The 13,638-nt window shown below is 64.0% G+C and carries 9 protein-coding genes and 2 pseudogenes; 5 read left to right on the top strand and 6 right to left on the bottom strand.

Going from position 1 to position 13,638, the window contains the following annotated elements; translation table 11 throughout:
- Positions 1-88 precede the first annotated feature (88 nt).
- Entirely contained in the window at positions 89-2,770 is a 2,682-nt protein-coding gene (locus tag G4G28_RS04190) for a DNA topoisomerase III (RefSeq protein ID WP_182990959.1), read from the bottom strand.
- A gap of 390 nt (positions 2,771-3,160) precedes the next feature.
- On the opposite strand from G4G28_RS04190, the gene G4G28_RS04185 reads away from it, so the two are divergent.
- Complete coding sequence (locus G4G28_RS04185) at positions 3,161-3,667, top strand: hypothetical protein (protein WP_183108076.1); 507 nt, start codon at positions 3,161-3,163, stop codon at positions 3,665-3,667.
- A 135-nt stretch (positions 3,668-3,802) separates the two neighbouring features.
- Here the strand turns inward: G4G28_RS04185 and G4G28_RS04180 are convergent, their stop codons facing one another.
- The 4 genes and pseudogenes from G4G28_RS04180 to G4G28_RS27940 form a co-directional block, all read right to left on the bottom strand.
- A complete protein-coding gene (locus tag G4G28_RS04180) occupies positions 3,803-4,267 on the bottom strand; it encodes a DUF494 family protein (RefSeq protein ID WP_182990957.1) in 465 nt (154 codons plus the stop codon).
- Positions 4,268-4,463: 196 nt separating this feature from the next.
- Positions 4,464-5,614 (bottom strand): annotated as a pseudogene (gene dprA / locus G4G28_RS04175) (DNA-processing protein DprA).
- A 7-nt stretch (positions 5,615-5,621) separates the two neighbouring features.
- A complete protein-coding gene (locus G4G28_RS27945) occupies positions 5,622-6,287 on the bottom strand; it encodes a hypothetical protein (protein ID WP_308601795.1) in 666 nt (221 codons plus the stop codon).
- Positions 6,288-6,298: 11 nt separating this feature from the next.
- Positions 6,299-6,706 carry a LysM peptidoglycan-binding domain-containing protein gene (locus tag G4G28_RS27940; RefSeq protein ID WP_308601794.1) on the bottom strand — a complete coding sequence of 136 codons (408 nt, stop codon included), beginning with the start codon at positions 6,704-6,706 and terminating at the stop codon, positions 6,299-6,301.
- Between the two features lie 278 nt (positions 6,707-6,984).
- Here G4G28_RS27940 and def point away from each other — a divergent pair, with 278 nt between their 5' ends.
- Positions 6,985-7,524 (top strand): peptide deformylase, encoded by a 540-nt coding sequence (gene def / locus G4G28_RS04165; protein WP_182990955.1) that lies wholly within the window; start codon positions 6,985-6,987, stop codon positions 7,522-7,524.
- Between the two features lie 11 nt (positions 7,525-7,535).
- Complete coding sequence (gene fmt, locus G4G28_RS04160) at positions 7,536-8,483, top strand: methionyl-tRNA formyltransferase (protein ID WP_182990954.1); 948 nt, start codon at positions 7,536-7,538, stop codon at positions 8,481-8,483.
- A 235-nt stretch (positions 8,484-8,718) separates the two neighbouring features.
- Here the strand turns inward: fmt and G4G28_RS28840 are convergent.
- Positions 8,719-8,862, bottom strand: a pseudogene (locus G4G28_RS28840) (BrnA antitoxin family protein); the annotation flags it as partial.
- A 408-nt stretch (positions 8,863-9,270) separates the two neighbouring features.
- Between G4G28_RS28840 and metH the strand changes: the two are divergent.
- Together metH and G4G28_RS04145 are read left to right on the top strand one after the other, a co-directional pair.
- Positions 9,271-12,981 carry a methionine synthase gene (gene metH, locus G4G28_RS04150; protein WP_374011301.1) on the top strand — a complete coding sequence of 1,237 codons (3,711 nt, stop codon included), beginning with the start codon at positions 9,271-9,273 and terminating at the stop codon, positions 12,979-12,981.
- Positions 12,982-13,188: 207 nt separating this feature from the next.
- Positions 13,189-13,560 carry an SPW repeat protein gene (locus G4G28_RS04145; RefSeq protein WP_182990951.1) on the top strand — a complete coding sequence of 124 codons (372 nt, stop codon included), beginning with the start codon at positions 13,189-13,191 and terminating at the stop codon, positions 13,558-13,560.
- Positions 13,561-13,638: the final 78 nt, after the last annotated feature.

Below are 13,638 nucleotides of genomic sequence, written 5' to 3'. Positions count from 1 at the left end.
GCGCCCGCCGCCGGCCTAGCGGCATTACCCTGTCCAGACGAAAAAAAACCGCGGAACAAGTCCGCGGTTTTTGTTTGCGCCGTCCTGGTCAGCCGGCCGCATCCTTCTTGGCCGACGCACTGGCGCGCTTGACGGCGGTCTTGGCCGGCGCCTTGCGGGCGGCGGGCTTGGCGGCCGTCTTGGCGGCGGCCTTGGCTGGCGACTTGCGTGCGGCGGCCTTGATCGGCGCCGTCGCTTCGGCGCCATCGGCACCGTCAGCACCACTCGCGGCCGCGGCCTTGCCCTTGGCCGCCGGCTTGGCCTTGCGTTCCTCGAACTCGAAGCTGATCTTGCCGTCCTTGCCGCGCGTGAGGAAGGCCTTGAACGGACGGCGCGTGCGCTGCGAAACGAAGCCCGGCAGCAGGTCGGTCTTGCCGTCGTTCAGGAGCTTGGCCATCTGCTCGGGCAGGATTTCCTGCTGCAGGATGATGCGGCCGCTGCGGAAGTCGCAGCTCTTCGGCTTGGCCACGCTCTTCTCGCAGACATAGGCCAGGCCCATCTCGTAGACACCGCCGAAGCACTTCGGGCAGGGGCCGAGCGCGGTCTGGCCGGTGAAGTCGACGCCCTCGCCGTCTTCGCCGCCCTCCTGGTCCTGGCCGAAATCGAATTCGAGCTTGAAGTTGCCGATTTCCTCGTCGCGCACGATACGCAGGATGGCCGCGAACGGACGGCCCATCTTCGAGCGGAAGCCCTGCAGCGGTCCGATGGTGCGCTTTTCCAGCAGCTCTTCGACTTCCTCGATCTCGAACTGGCGGCTGCCCGGCGTCTTGCTCATCGAGAAGTCGCACTTGGTGCAGGCGAAGCGGCGGTAGTTTTCCTTGACCACGCCGGCGCAGTTCGGGCAAGGCGTCCGCAAGGTGGCGTACTCGCCGGGAATCGTGTCGTTGTTGTATTCCTTGGCACGCTTGACGATGATCTGCGTCATCTGCGCGATTTCGCGCATGAATTCCTCTCGCGAGATCTTGCCCTTCTCCATTTGCGACAGCTTGTATTCCCACTCGCCCGTCAGTTCCGGCGCCGTCAGTTCGTTCACACCGAGGCCGCGCAACAAGGTCATCAGCTGCGACGCCTTTGCCGTCGGGATCAGTTCGCGCCCTTCGCGGATCAGGTATTTCTCGGTCAGCAAGCCCTCGATGATGGCGGCGCGCGTGGCCGGCGTGCCCAGGCCCTTGCCGGCCATGGCGTCGCGCAGCTCGTCGGAGTCGACCAGCTTGCCGGCGCCTTCCATGGCGGAGAGCAGCGTCGCTTCGCTGTAGCGCGCAGGCGGTTTCGTCACCAGGCCGTTGGCGGTGATCTTGTCCGTCAACACCTTCTCGCCCTTCGCGACCGGGACCAGCGTGGCGCCATCCTTGTCGTCGCCGGTGGTGTCCTTGCCGTAGATGGCAAGCCAGCCCGGGTTGGTCATGACCTTGCCTTCGGTCTTGAACTGGTGGCCCGACACTTCGGTAAAGCGGGTCGTGACCAGGAACTCGGCTGGCGGGAAGAACACGGCCATGAAGCGGCGCGTCACCAGGTCGTACAGCTTCTGCTCCGGTTCCGTCAGGTTTTTAGGGGCGACGCCGGTCGGGATGATGGCGAAGTGGTCCGAGATCTTGGTGTTGTCGAAAATGCGCTTGTTCGGCTTGACCCAGCCGTTCCTGGTGATCTGCTTGGCGAACTGGTTGTAGTTATTCGTGTCGGCCAGCGCGACCATCGTTTCCTTGACGGTCGCGATATAGTCTTCCGGCAGGTGGCGCGAATCGGTACGCGGGTAGGTCAGCACCTTGTGCTTTTCGTAGAGCGCCTGGGCCAGGCCGAGCGTGTTCTTGGCCGAGAAGCCGAAACGGCCGTTGGCCTCGCGCTGCAGGCTCGTCAGGTCGAACAGGGCCGGCGCCATCGAGGTGGTCGGCTTCGATTCCTCGGTGACCACGCCCTGCTTGTCGCGGCAGGCGGCGGCGATCGAATCGGCGGCCGTCTTGCTCCAGAGGCGCTCGGCGCGCTTTTCCGGATCGTTCTCGTCCTTCTTGAAGTTCTGGTCGAGCCAGCGTCCTTCATAGACGCCCGCGGCGCAGACGAACTCGGCGCGCACTTCCCAGTAATCGCGCGGGACGAACTTCTTGATCTTTTCTTCGCGCTCGACCACGATCGACAGGGTCGGCGTCTGCACGCGGCCGACGGTGGTCAGGTAGAAGCCGCCCTCCTTCGAGTTGAAGGCGGTCATGGCGCGGGTGCCGTTGATGCCGATCAGCCAGTCCGCTTCCGAACGGCAGCGCGCGGCGTCGGCCAGCGGCAGCATCTCTTCGTCGCTGCGCAGCTGCTTGAAGCCTTCGCGGATCGCATTGGCCGTCATCGACTGCAGCCACAGGCGTTTCACAGGCTGCTTGGCTTTCGCGTGTTGCGCGATCAGGCGGAAGATCAGTTCGCCCTCGCGCCCGGCGTCACATGCGTTGATGAGGGTGGTGACATCCTTGCGCTTGATCAGCTTGTTCAGCACCTTCAGGCGCGACTCGGTTTTCGCGATCGGGTTCAGCGCGAAGTGGGGCGGAATCATCGGCAGGTGCGTGAAGCTCCATTTGCCGCGCTTGACGTCGTACTCTTCCGGCACCGCGATTTCCAGCAGGTGGCCGACAGCCGACGACAGGATGTATTCGTCGTTCTCGAAATACTCATCGTGCTTGGTGAAGCCGCCCAGCGTCTTGGCGATGTCATTCGCGACGGAGGGCTTCTCGGCGATGATGAGGGTTTTGGTCATAAAGTTTCTCGTCGTACTTATATTAGGTGTGTGGCCTGCGCATCATACATGCTTGGCGGCCGGACCGCGTCGGCGAACTGCGCCGCAATTCTGTTACGCGGGTAGGTTCTTAGTAGTAACAGTCCTGAATGAGCGGCCAATGATAAGCGCGTTATCGCGCTGTTCGCAAGTAGCCTCTGCACCATGCTTGTGTCGTGCAAGCCGTTTGCGTCGCCCCGCGCGCCCTTAGCAAGGGACAATGTTGTGTGCGCGCTTCATGCCTTGCCGCCGTGAAGTGGGCGCTTTCCTACATCGGTCCGGACACGATTCCGATACAAGTGCCACGGTTGCGCGCGCATGATCGTCCCGTTGGCGTGCACGGGCCACGCCGTTTTACGGGAGGAAAGTACCATGAGCGACAAACACAAAGGCATGGTGAACGAACACGGCCGCAGCATGGCGCGGGAAAAGATGGTGCCGGTGGCCGAGGGCAGCCAGCAGGGCCGTGCGCCTGGCGCGGTGGCGGCGTCGGCACCGAATTCGCAATCGTGGACGCCCAATTCCGAACAGCGTCCCTCCGGCAACATGCAATCTGAAAACCTGAGCGCCGACCAGGCCAGCGTCGGTGGCCAGCGCGACCGCGGACGCGGCGGTGTCGGCACCCGGGGAGGCGGATGGAGCGCGCGCCAGAAGGGACAGCGCATGCAGGCACGCGCCGAGGAAGACCGCCTGGGCATGTCGCAGCAGTCCGGCTACGGCGGCCTCGAGCAGAACCAGCGCGCGGGCTCGCAGGAATCGCCCGCCGGTCCGGGTTCGCGCCAGTCGGGTGACCAGGGCTCGGAAAACCGCGGCCATCCCGAACAGCCGGCATCCAGCTACGGCAGCGCCAATTCCGGCGGAGGCAAGGATAACACTTGAGCGCGCAAGTGATACTGGCCGTCTCGGATCGGGCGGCCGGCATCACGGCTGCTTGAATCGGAAGGACAGGGCCGGTGGACGATGCGCAGGCCCAAAATGACACCTGCCGCAATGGCGGCAGGTGAGGGATTCATGTCAGTGCAGCATCCGTGGGATCTGCTCGTCGTCCGACCCGAACAGGTCGTCGAAGATCAGGGCGTCCGGTTCCTTGTTCTGGGTCCACATGAGCATGAGGATGATGATTTTGAGTTTGCTCAGCGTGACGGGCGATTCGTCCACGGCCAGCGCGCGTTCGATGACGATTTCGCGCTGCACCGGCGTGAGCAGTTTGGCGCTTTCAAGGAACTGGATGAAGCCGATTGCATCGCTGCCAAGCTCCATGTATTCCTCGTCCACGTAATAGCGCATGCCGGTGGAGGCCGTCACGTCGGCAAGTTCTTCGCCGGCCATTTCAGTAAGACCCGTGAGCCAATCGATGGCCTCGCAGATCTCGAAGTCGTCGAAGCCGACGGCGGAGAGCTTGCGTGCCAGGGCAGCCGGCTCGGGGCAGGCTTCGGGACGATAGTACGTCTCGTAGAGGTAGACCAGGATGTCGAACATAGTGACGCTACTGTAGCAGCTAAGCTCGCACGCGTACAAGCTTGCTGCGTGCACGGGCATGCGGCGAACAGATTTCGTCGTTTTTCAGCCTTATCGGTTCATATAGCCGTGTAAGTAACGATCAGGATGACATGGCTTTTCCGATGGCTATTCGGGCAGCATGATGCGTTTCCCTGACCGATGGTCTGCGCCGCCGTCACCCCGCCAGCGCACCCCCCGTTGCCCCGACCACGCGCTGCACCCTGCTACCCGGAAGGCGCTCCACCATGCCGGCCAGTTCGAGTGCGAGCAGCGCCATGCTCAGCTGCCCGATCTGCAAGCCACTGTGAGACAGCAGGCTGTCGACTTCGAATGGGTCGTGTCCCATCTTTTTCAACACCAGCATGCACTGCGCATCGAGCGGCACGGCAGTGTCAGTTGCAGGCTCAATGCAGGCCAGGGGCGACACGCGCATGGCCTCGAGGATCTCGTCGACGGTTTCAACCAGGCGCGCGCCTTCGCGTATGAGCTTGTGGCAACCGCGCGCCAGCGGCGCATGGATGGAACCCGGCAAGGCGAACACTTCCCTGCCTTGCTCGCCTGCCACGCGCGCGGTAATCAGTGAACCGGAGGCGGCCGCCGCTTCGACCACGAGCACGCCGGCGGACAGGCCGCTGATGATGCGATTGCGGCGCGGGAAGTTGCCGGGCGTGGGCGGCGTGCCGAGCGCGTATTCGGAAACGATGCAGCCCTCCTGCGCGATGCGTTCGGCCAGCGCCCGGTTGCGCGCCGGATAAACCAGGTCGGCGCCGGTGCCGATCACGGCGACGGTGGCCCCCGGCCCGCGCAGTGCGCCCTCGTGCGCGGCTGCGTCGATGCCCAGCGCCAGGCCCGACACCACGCAGACGCCGGCAGCGCTGAGCGCGGCGGCGAAGGCGGCGGCATTCGCCTTGCCCCGGGCCGTGGCATTGCGGCTGCCGACGATGGCCAGGGCCGGGCGCGCCAGCAGGTCGATGCGCCCCTTATATAGAGCAGCAGCGGCGGATCGGGAATGTGGGACAGTGCCTGCGGATAGGCGGGATCGCCCAGCACGACGACATGGTGGCCGGGCTGGCTGCACCAGGCAGCGGTGGCGTCGGCCTGCTCGAGGATGGCGCGCGTGGGCGGCGCGCAGAGCGCACGCGCCAGGCGCTCGCCGACCTGTGCGGCAAGGTCCGCATGCCCGGCCGCGAAGATGGCACCGGGCGAGCCGAAACATGAGAGCAGCGCATGCGCGCCCTGCAGCCCCACCCCGCTCGCGCCTTGCAGGCGCAGCCAGTCGGTAAGGAGAGCGAGGCGGCTGGCGGGGGTGGGGTCCGTGTCCTGCACGGCGGGTTTACTCCGGTGATTTGGCCACGTCGCCGACTTCCACCGGCGCCGCTACTTGCATGATCAGGCCGTAAGAAACACGGTCGAACACACGGAAGACGAACAGGTTGCCGTACTGTTCATCGGGAAGCTTCAACTTGGCGCGTCCGAAGCCCATGAAACCCTTGCGCTCCGGGTCGGCCACCGTCTTCCCGAAATGATAGAGACGCAGCACCGAGCCGACATCGAGTCCGTCAAGCGAACCCCGATTGACAGTGACGACCTGGCTCTGTCCGGCATGGGTCACGCCCGAATAAATCGACATCACGCGCGCGTCGACCTGCCGTTGCGGCGCATGCGGCACATAGTTGCGCAAGCTTGGCGGCGGCGTCGGGACCAGACGGTCGCCTACGCCGATCTCGCTCTTTGCGCTGGTGATGATAAAGGTATGCACGTCCACGCCCGGCACTGCGGCCTTGACCAGCTTGACGGTGCCGAGATAGCTCGCCTCGTAGGCCAGCACGGCGCGGGTCTGCGGGTCGCGCAGCGGACCGCCCGGACGGAATACCTGGAAGTCGGTTGCGCCTTGCAGGTTGCCGCGGACATAGACGCGGTCGCCATCGCCGAGGTAGACACGGCTTTCCTCGGAAGCGGCAATGCGCGGCGCGCCGGCCAGCGCGTTCTTGTCGACCACGAGCGGCTGGGTCAGGTAGGGCTCGATGGCGCCGGCGGGAATCGTGTCGATCGCCGCCTGCTCCAGGCCTCGCTGCGCACCTGCGGCGACAGGCGCTGCAGCGGCGCGCCGGAATCGTCGCCCGGCTTGGTCAGCGAGAGGCGGCCATGCTTGCGGTCGAAATACACGATCTGGCCCGGATAGATCCAGTGCGGATTGCGGATTTCATCGCGGTTCATGCCCCAGACCTGGGGCCAGCACCATGGATGCTCGAGGAATTTGCCCGAAATGTCCCACAGCGTATCGCGCTTGACGACGACGTGCTGGTCTGGCGCGTTCGGCTTGAAGGCGCAATCGGCGGCCTGCACAGGACCCGCCACGACACACGCGACGAGCGCCGCGCCTGCAGCGCGGGTCATGACTGTGCTAAAATTTTTCATTGAAGACGTCCGTAAAATGCGGCATTGACAACGGAATAGCTGGCTGCCCGTCACTCGGCCAGCCGCGGCGCAAGAGACAGCACGATCGAACGCTCCCCTGATCGCAGTGGCGGATCACGAAGAGTTGCCGAACTGAATCAAATTCTGCACACAAATCCTTGAACTAGCAAGACAAACCGCGTCCTGCTGACCAGGTTGCGTGTTGCATTTCTGTTCTCGCACCCCATCTATTGCCTGTTTCCCACTATCCTTATCGAACTGTTATTAAAGAAGCTGCCATGGCTCTCCTGAATATCCTGCGCTACCCCGATCCCCGCCTGCACAAGGTCGCCAAGCCGGTGACCGAATTCGGCGATCGCCTCGCCAAGCTCGTGGCCGACATGAGCGAGACCATGTACGACGCGCCCGGCGTCGGCCTGGCCGCAACCCAGGTCGATGTGCACGAACGCGTGGTCGTGATCGACATCAGCGAGACCCACGACGAGCTGATCGTTTTTGTGAATCCGGAAATCACCTGGGCCAGCGAAGAAAAGCAGGTCTACGACGAAGGCTGCCTGTCGGTGCCCGGCGTCTATGACGGCGTGGAACGTCCGGCGCGCGTGAAAGTGCGTGCGCAGGACGCGAAAGGCGCGTTTTTCGAGAAAGAATGCGATGGCCTGCTGGCCGTGTGCATCCAGCACGAGATGGACCACCTGATGGGCAAGGTCTTCGTTGAATACCTGTCGCCGCTGAAACGCAACCGCATCAAGGCCAAGCTGCAGAAGGAAGAGCGCGGCATGGAACGCGAGGCCGCCATGCGCGCCGCCGGCCGTCGTTGAACGGCCGCCCGATGAAAGTCGTCTTCGCCGGCACGCCGGAATTTGCCGCTACCGCCCTGCGCGCGCTGATCGAGGCCGGCTTCGAGATTCCCCCGGTGCTGACCCAGCCCGACCGCCCGGCCGGCCGCGGCATGCAGCTGCAGGCTTCCAGCGTCAAGCAGCTGGCGCTGGCGCACGGCATCGAGGTGCTGCAGCCGCTGTCGCTGCGCATGGATAGTAAAGACCCGCAGCGTGCCGAGGAAGCGCGCGCCGCCCATGAACGCCTGGTGGCACTCGACTACGACGCCATGGTGGTGGCGGCCTATGGCCTGATCCTGCCGCGCAGCACGCTCGATATCGCACCCTGCATCAATATCCACGGCTCGCTGTTGCCACGCTGGCGCGGCGCCGCGCCGATCCACCGTGCCATTGAAAGTGGCGACGTCGAGACCGGCGTGACCATCATGCAGATGGAGGAAGGCCTGGATACCGGCCCGATGCTGCTGATCGAGCGCGTCGCGATCGGGCAGGACGATACCACCGCTTCCCTGCACGACAAGCTGGCCGGGCTCGGCGGCAGGATGATCGTCGAGGCACTCCGACGGATGGCGCGCGGCGACCTGCCGGCAACCGTGCAGCCCGAGGAAGGCGTGACCTATGCGGCCAAGATCAGCAAGGACGAAGCCCGGCTCGACTTCACCCTGCCGGCGCCCGTGCTCGCGCGCAAGGTGCGTGCCTTCAACCCCTTCCCCGCCGCACAAGGCACGCTCAATGGCACTGTGATCAAGATCTGGGAGGCAAAGCTTGCCGATGGCAGGGGCACGCCTGGACAAGTGCTGGCGGCCGACGCCGACGGTATCGTGGTGGCCTGCGGCGAAGGCGCGCTGCGTCTGCTGCAATTACAAAAGCCCGGCGGCAAGCGCCTGGCTGCCGCGGAATTCCTGAAGGGCTTCCCGCTCGAAGGCCTGCAGTTCGCGTGATGCATGGGTAGTCCCGCCTTGATAGCCCCGGCTGTCACGACTGCCTACCCGGACATCCGTACAACCGTAGGGTGGGCACACTGTGCCCACGCCGACATCCGCACCGAGTTGGCCATGCCGACGGCATACCACCAGCGCCTGCAAAATGACATGCGCAGCAGCGCGAACCCCACCTATCCCCCACAAACGAAAAACGCGCCCCTCGGACGCGTTTGCACTTGCACCTTACTAGCGCTTACTCGGCGCTGGCGACCGCAGCGCGTTGCGCGTCCATGTGTTCGCGCAAGACCTGGTTGATGCGGGTCTGATAACCTGGACCGGCCGCCTTGAACCATTCCAACATGTCGACGTCGAGGCGGATCGTGACGATCTGCTTCACACCGCTTGGCTGGTGCTTCGAAGGAGCAGCCACAACGTGGCTTTGCAGTGCAGACTGGTCCCAATCTGGTTCGTACTCTTTGTTCATGCTCTCGATCCCGTGTTAATACGTGCCACACTTCTCATGGCATGTATTCATTGTCACCGCTGTATGTATCGGCAAAATTGCGAAACAGCCACGATTTGTAACGTCGTGTAACAATCGGGCGCATAAATACATAACGATACAATCTGCCGACTATCCCGGCGGTCCGGAAAACAATGCCCGGCATTGACGTATAATTTCAGACCGCCCCATTCGTGCCGCCGTCCCAGGTGGCCAGCCTCCAGAAAGCGACCGATGACTGCCCCGAACGCCACCTTCTCCCCGATCGAAACCCAGCTGCGCGAGATCCTCGCGCGCCGCATCATGATCCTGGATGGCGCGATGGGCACCATCATCCAGCAATACAAACTCGACGAAACGGCTTACCGCGGCGGCCCGGATGGCCGTTTCGCCGCCTTCGCCGCACCGGAAAGCGCGGGACATCGCGAACTCTTCGTCAAGGGCAACAACGAGCTGCTGACGCTGACCCAGCCGCAGGTCATCCAGGAAATCCACGAGCGCTACCTTGCCGCCGGTGCCGACCTGATCGAGACGAATACCTTCGGCGCCACCAGCGTGGCCCAGGACGACTATCACATGGGCCACCTGGCCTATGAGATGAACGTCGAGGCCGCCAAACTGGCGCGCGCCGCCTGCGACAAATACAGCACGCCGGATAAACCGCGCTTCGTCGCCGGCGCCCTCGGGCCGACCCCGAAGACGGCCTCGATTTCGCCCGACGTGAACGACCCGGCAGCGCGCAACATCACCTTCGATCAGTTGGTCGCGAGCTATCACGAGCAGGTCCGCGGCCTGGTCGATGGTGGCGTCGACGTGCTGCTGGTCGAGACCATCTTCGATACCCTGAACTGCAAGGCCGCGCTGTTCGCCATCGACCTGTATTTCGACGAGCATCCCGAGCAGGTCCGCAAACCCATCATGATCTCGGGCACCGTCACCGACGCTTCCGGCCGCATCCTCTCGGGCCAGACCGTTCCGGCCTTCTGGAATTCGGTACGTCACGCCAAGCCGCTGACCATCGGCCTGAACTGCGCGCTGGGCGCGGCGCTGATGCGCCCGTACGCCGAGGAGCTGGCGCAAATCGCCGATACCTTTGTCTGCATTTACCCGAACGCCGGCCTGCCCAACCCGATGAGCGACACGGGGTTCGACGAGCTGCCCGCCGACACCTCGGCCCTGCTGCGCGAATTCGCCGACGCCGGCTTCATCAATATCGCCGGCGGCTGCTGCGGCACGACGCCCGAGCACATTCAGGCGATCTCCGGGCTGCTCTCGACCGCCAGGCCGCGCACGGTGCCGGACGTGCCGGTTGCCATGCGCCTGTCGGGCCTGGAGCCGTTCACGGTCGACGAATCCTCGCTCTTCGTGAACGTCGGCGAGCGTACCAACGTTACCGGCTCGAAGGCGTTTGCGCGCATGATCCTGAACGAGCAGTTCGACGAGGCCTTGTCGGTGGCGCGCCAGCAGGTCGAGAACGGCGCGCAAGTTATCGACATCAACATGGACGAGGCGATGCTCGACTCGCAGGCGGCGATGACGCGCTTCCTGAACCTGATCGCCTCGGAGCCGGACATCTCGCGCGTGCCGATCATGATCGACTCCTCGAAGTGGAGCGTGATCGAAGCGGGCCTGAAATGCGTGCAAGGTAAAGCCATCGTCAACTCGATCTCGATGAAGGAAGGCGAAGCGGAATTCATCCGCCAGGCGAAACTGTGCCGCCGCTACGGCGCCGCCGTCATCGTGATGGCCTTCGACGAGCAGGGCCAGGCCGATACCTTCGAGCGCAAGACGGAAATCTGCGCGCGCGCTTATACCGTGCTGACGGAGCAAGTGGGCTTCCCACCGGAAGACATCATCTTCGACCCGAACATCTTCGCGATCGCCACCGGCATTGAGGAACACGACAACTACGCGGTCGATTTCATCAATGCCACCCGCTGGATCCGCAAGAACCTGCCGCACGCGAAAGTGTCGGGCGGCGTTTCCAACGTCTCGTTCAGCTTCCGCGGCAACGATCCGGCGCGCGAAGCGATCCACACCGTATTCCTCTACCACGCGATCCAGGCCGGCATGACCATGGGTATCGTGAACGCCGGCATGGTCGGCGTCTATGACGATTTGCCGGCGGAGCTGCGCGAGCGTGTGGAGGACGTGGTGCTGAACCGTCGCAAGGACGCGACCGAGCGCATGATCGAATTCGCCGGCAGCCTGAAGGCCGGCGGCGGCAAGCAGGAGCAGAACCTCGAGTGGAGGAATGCCCCGGTCGCGAAACGCCTGGCACATGCGCTGGTGCACGGCATCACCCAGTGGATCGTCGAAGACACCGAAGAGGCACGCCTGGCCGTGGCCAGTAGCGGCGGCCGCCCGATCCACGTGATCGAAGGCCCGCTGATGGACGGCATGAATGTCGTCGGCGACCTGTTCGGCCAGGGCAAGATGTTCCTGCCGCAGGTGGTGAAATCGGCGCGCGTGATGAAGCAGGCCGTGGCCCACCTGGTGCCGTATATCGAAGAAGAAAAGGCGCGCGAGGAAGAGCGCACCGGCGTCGTGGCGAAACCGAAGGGCAAGATCGTGATCGCCACGGTGAAAGGCGACGTCCACGACATCGGCAAGAACATCGTCTCGGTGGTCTTGCAGTGCAATAACTTCGAGATCGTGAACATGGGCGTGATGGTGCCCTGCTCCGACATCCTCGCCAAGGCCAAGGAAGAGAATGCCGACATCGTTGGCCTGTCCGGCCTGATCACGCCCTCGCTGGAAGAAATGGCCCACGTCGCGCGCGAGATGCAGCGCGACCCGTGGTTCCGCGAGCGCGGCATCCCGCTGCTGATTGGCGGCGCCACCACCAGCCGCGCCCACACCGCCGTCAAGATCGCGCCGCACTACGATGGCCCGGTGGTCTATGTGCCGGACGCCTCGCGTTCGGTGTCGGTCGGCCAGTCGCTGCTGACGGAGGAATCGCGCCTGCAGTACATGGCCGAGATCAAGGCCGACTATGAACGCATCCGCGAGCAGCACGCCAACAAGAAGGCGCTGCCGATGGTCACGCTCGAGCAGGCGCGCGCCAACAAGGCCAAGCTGGACTTTGCACCGGTGAAACCGAAGTTCATCGGCCGGCGCGTGTTCAAGAACGTGGAACTCGGCACGCTTTCGCGCTACATCGACTGGGGTCCGTTCTTCCAGACCTGGGACCTGGCCGGTCCTTTCCCTGCCATTCTCACCGACGAAGTCGTCGGCGAAGCGGCCTCGAAAGTGTTCGAGGAAGGCCAGGCGATGCTCAAGAAGATCATCGAGGGCCGCTGGCTCACGGCGAATGGCGCCATCGCGCTGCTGCCTGCCAACACCGTGAACGACGACGACATCGAAATCTATACGGACGAAACCCGCGAGAAAGTGGCCTTCACCTGGCACGGCCTGCGCCAGCAAGGCGTGAAACCCGTGGTGGACGGCGTGCAGCGTCCGAACCAGTGCCTGGCCGATTTCATCGCGCCAAAAGCGTCCGGCGTGGCCGACTATATCGGCATGTTTGCCGTCACCGCCGGTCTCGGCATCGAGAAGCACGAGCAGCGCTTCGAGGATGCCCACGACGACTACTCGTCGATCATGCTCAAGGCGCTGGCCGACCGCCTGGCCGAGGCCTTCGCCGAGTACCTGCACGAGCGCGTGCGGACCGATTTGTGGGGCTATGCGGCGGGCGAAGACCTGAACAACGCCGAGCTGATCGCGGAAGAATATCTTGGTATCCGTCCGGCCCCGGGCTACCCGGCCTGCCCCGAGCACACGGTCAAGAAGGAATTGTTCGAGACCCTGCAGGCCGAGGAGATCGGCATGCAGCTGACCGAGTCATATGCCATGTATCCGGGCGCGGCGGTGTCCGGCTTCTATCTTGCCCATCCGGACTCGAAGTATTTTGTCGTCGGCAAAATCGGCGACGACCAGGTAAGCGACATGGCGCGCCGCCGCGGCATGGAGAAGAGCGAGGTCGAACGCCACCTGGCGCCGAACCTGTCCTGAGCGCCGTGGCCCGACCGGGCCGCAAACGCAACAATGCCTAGCGGACGATCGCTCGTCCCCAGGCATTTTTATCTCCACCGCTCTCGTGCGCCGGGCTGCCTCCCACGCAGCGGCGACGCGATGCGCGCTGAACTTTTCCCGTTAAATATTGCCTAATTCCGTGGGGCCTCGGCCCTCATCAGGAGAAGGACATGCAGGGAGGACATCATGGCAATGCACCTCGCTACCCGGCGCTGGCAGGACCAGGGCATCCTGCTGCTGGGACTCTGGCTCTTCGTTTCGCCCTGGGCGATGGGCTATCCGAGCTATTCGCCCCCCGCAATCAATGCATTCATTGCCGGCGGCATCATGGCCGTTCTTGCCGCTTTCGATCTCTACAAGACCTATATCTGGGCAGTGCTGGTCAATATCCTCGTCGGTGCCTGGGTGGCGGTGTCGCCCTGGCTGGTCGGCGTGGTGCCCGACCGCCCGATGAGCACCAGCATGCTCGTTGTCGGCATCGCGGCCATCGTGCTCGGACTATGGGAAATGCGCACCGATCCCGACCTGCACCAGCAGTGGATCGGTACAACGGGCTGAGCAGGCTCGCCTGAGGGTTTTACGGGCGCTACCAGAAAGCGTCTGACAACGCCTCAGGCCAAGGCGCACCGTCGCAGA

It is taken from the genome of Massilia sp. Dwa41.01b (assembly GCF_014171775.1).
Lineage (GTDB): Bacteria > Pseudomonadota > Gammaproteobacteria > Burkholderiales > Burkholderiaceae_D > Telluria.
The sequence above is the reverse complement of the archived record's forward strand: the minus strand, read 5'-3'. Positions and strand labels throughout refer to the sequence as shown.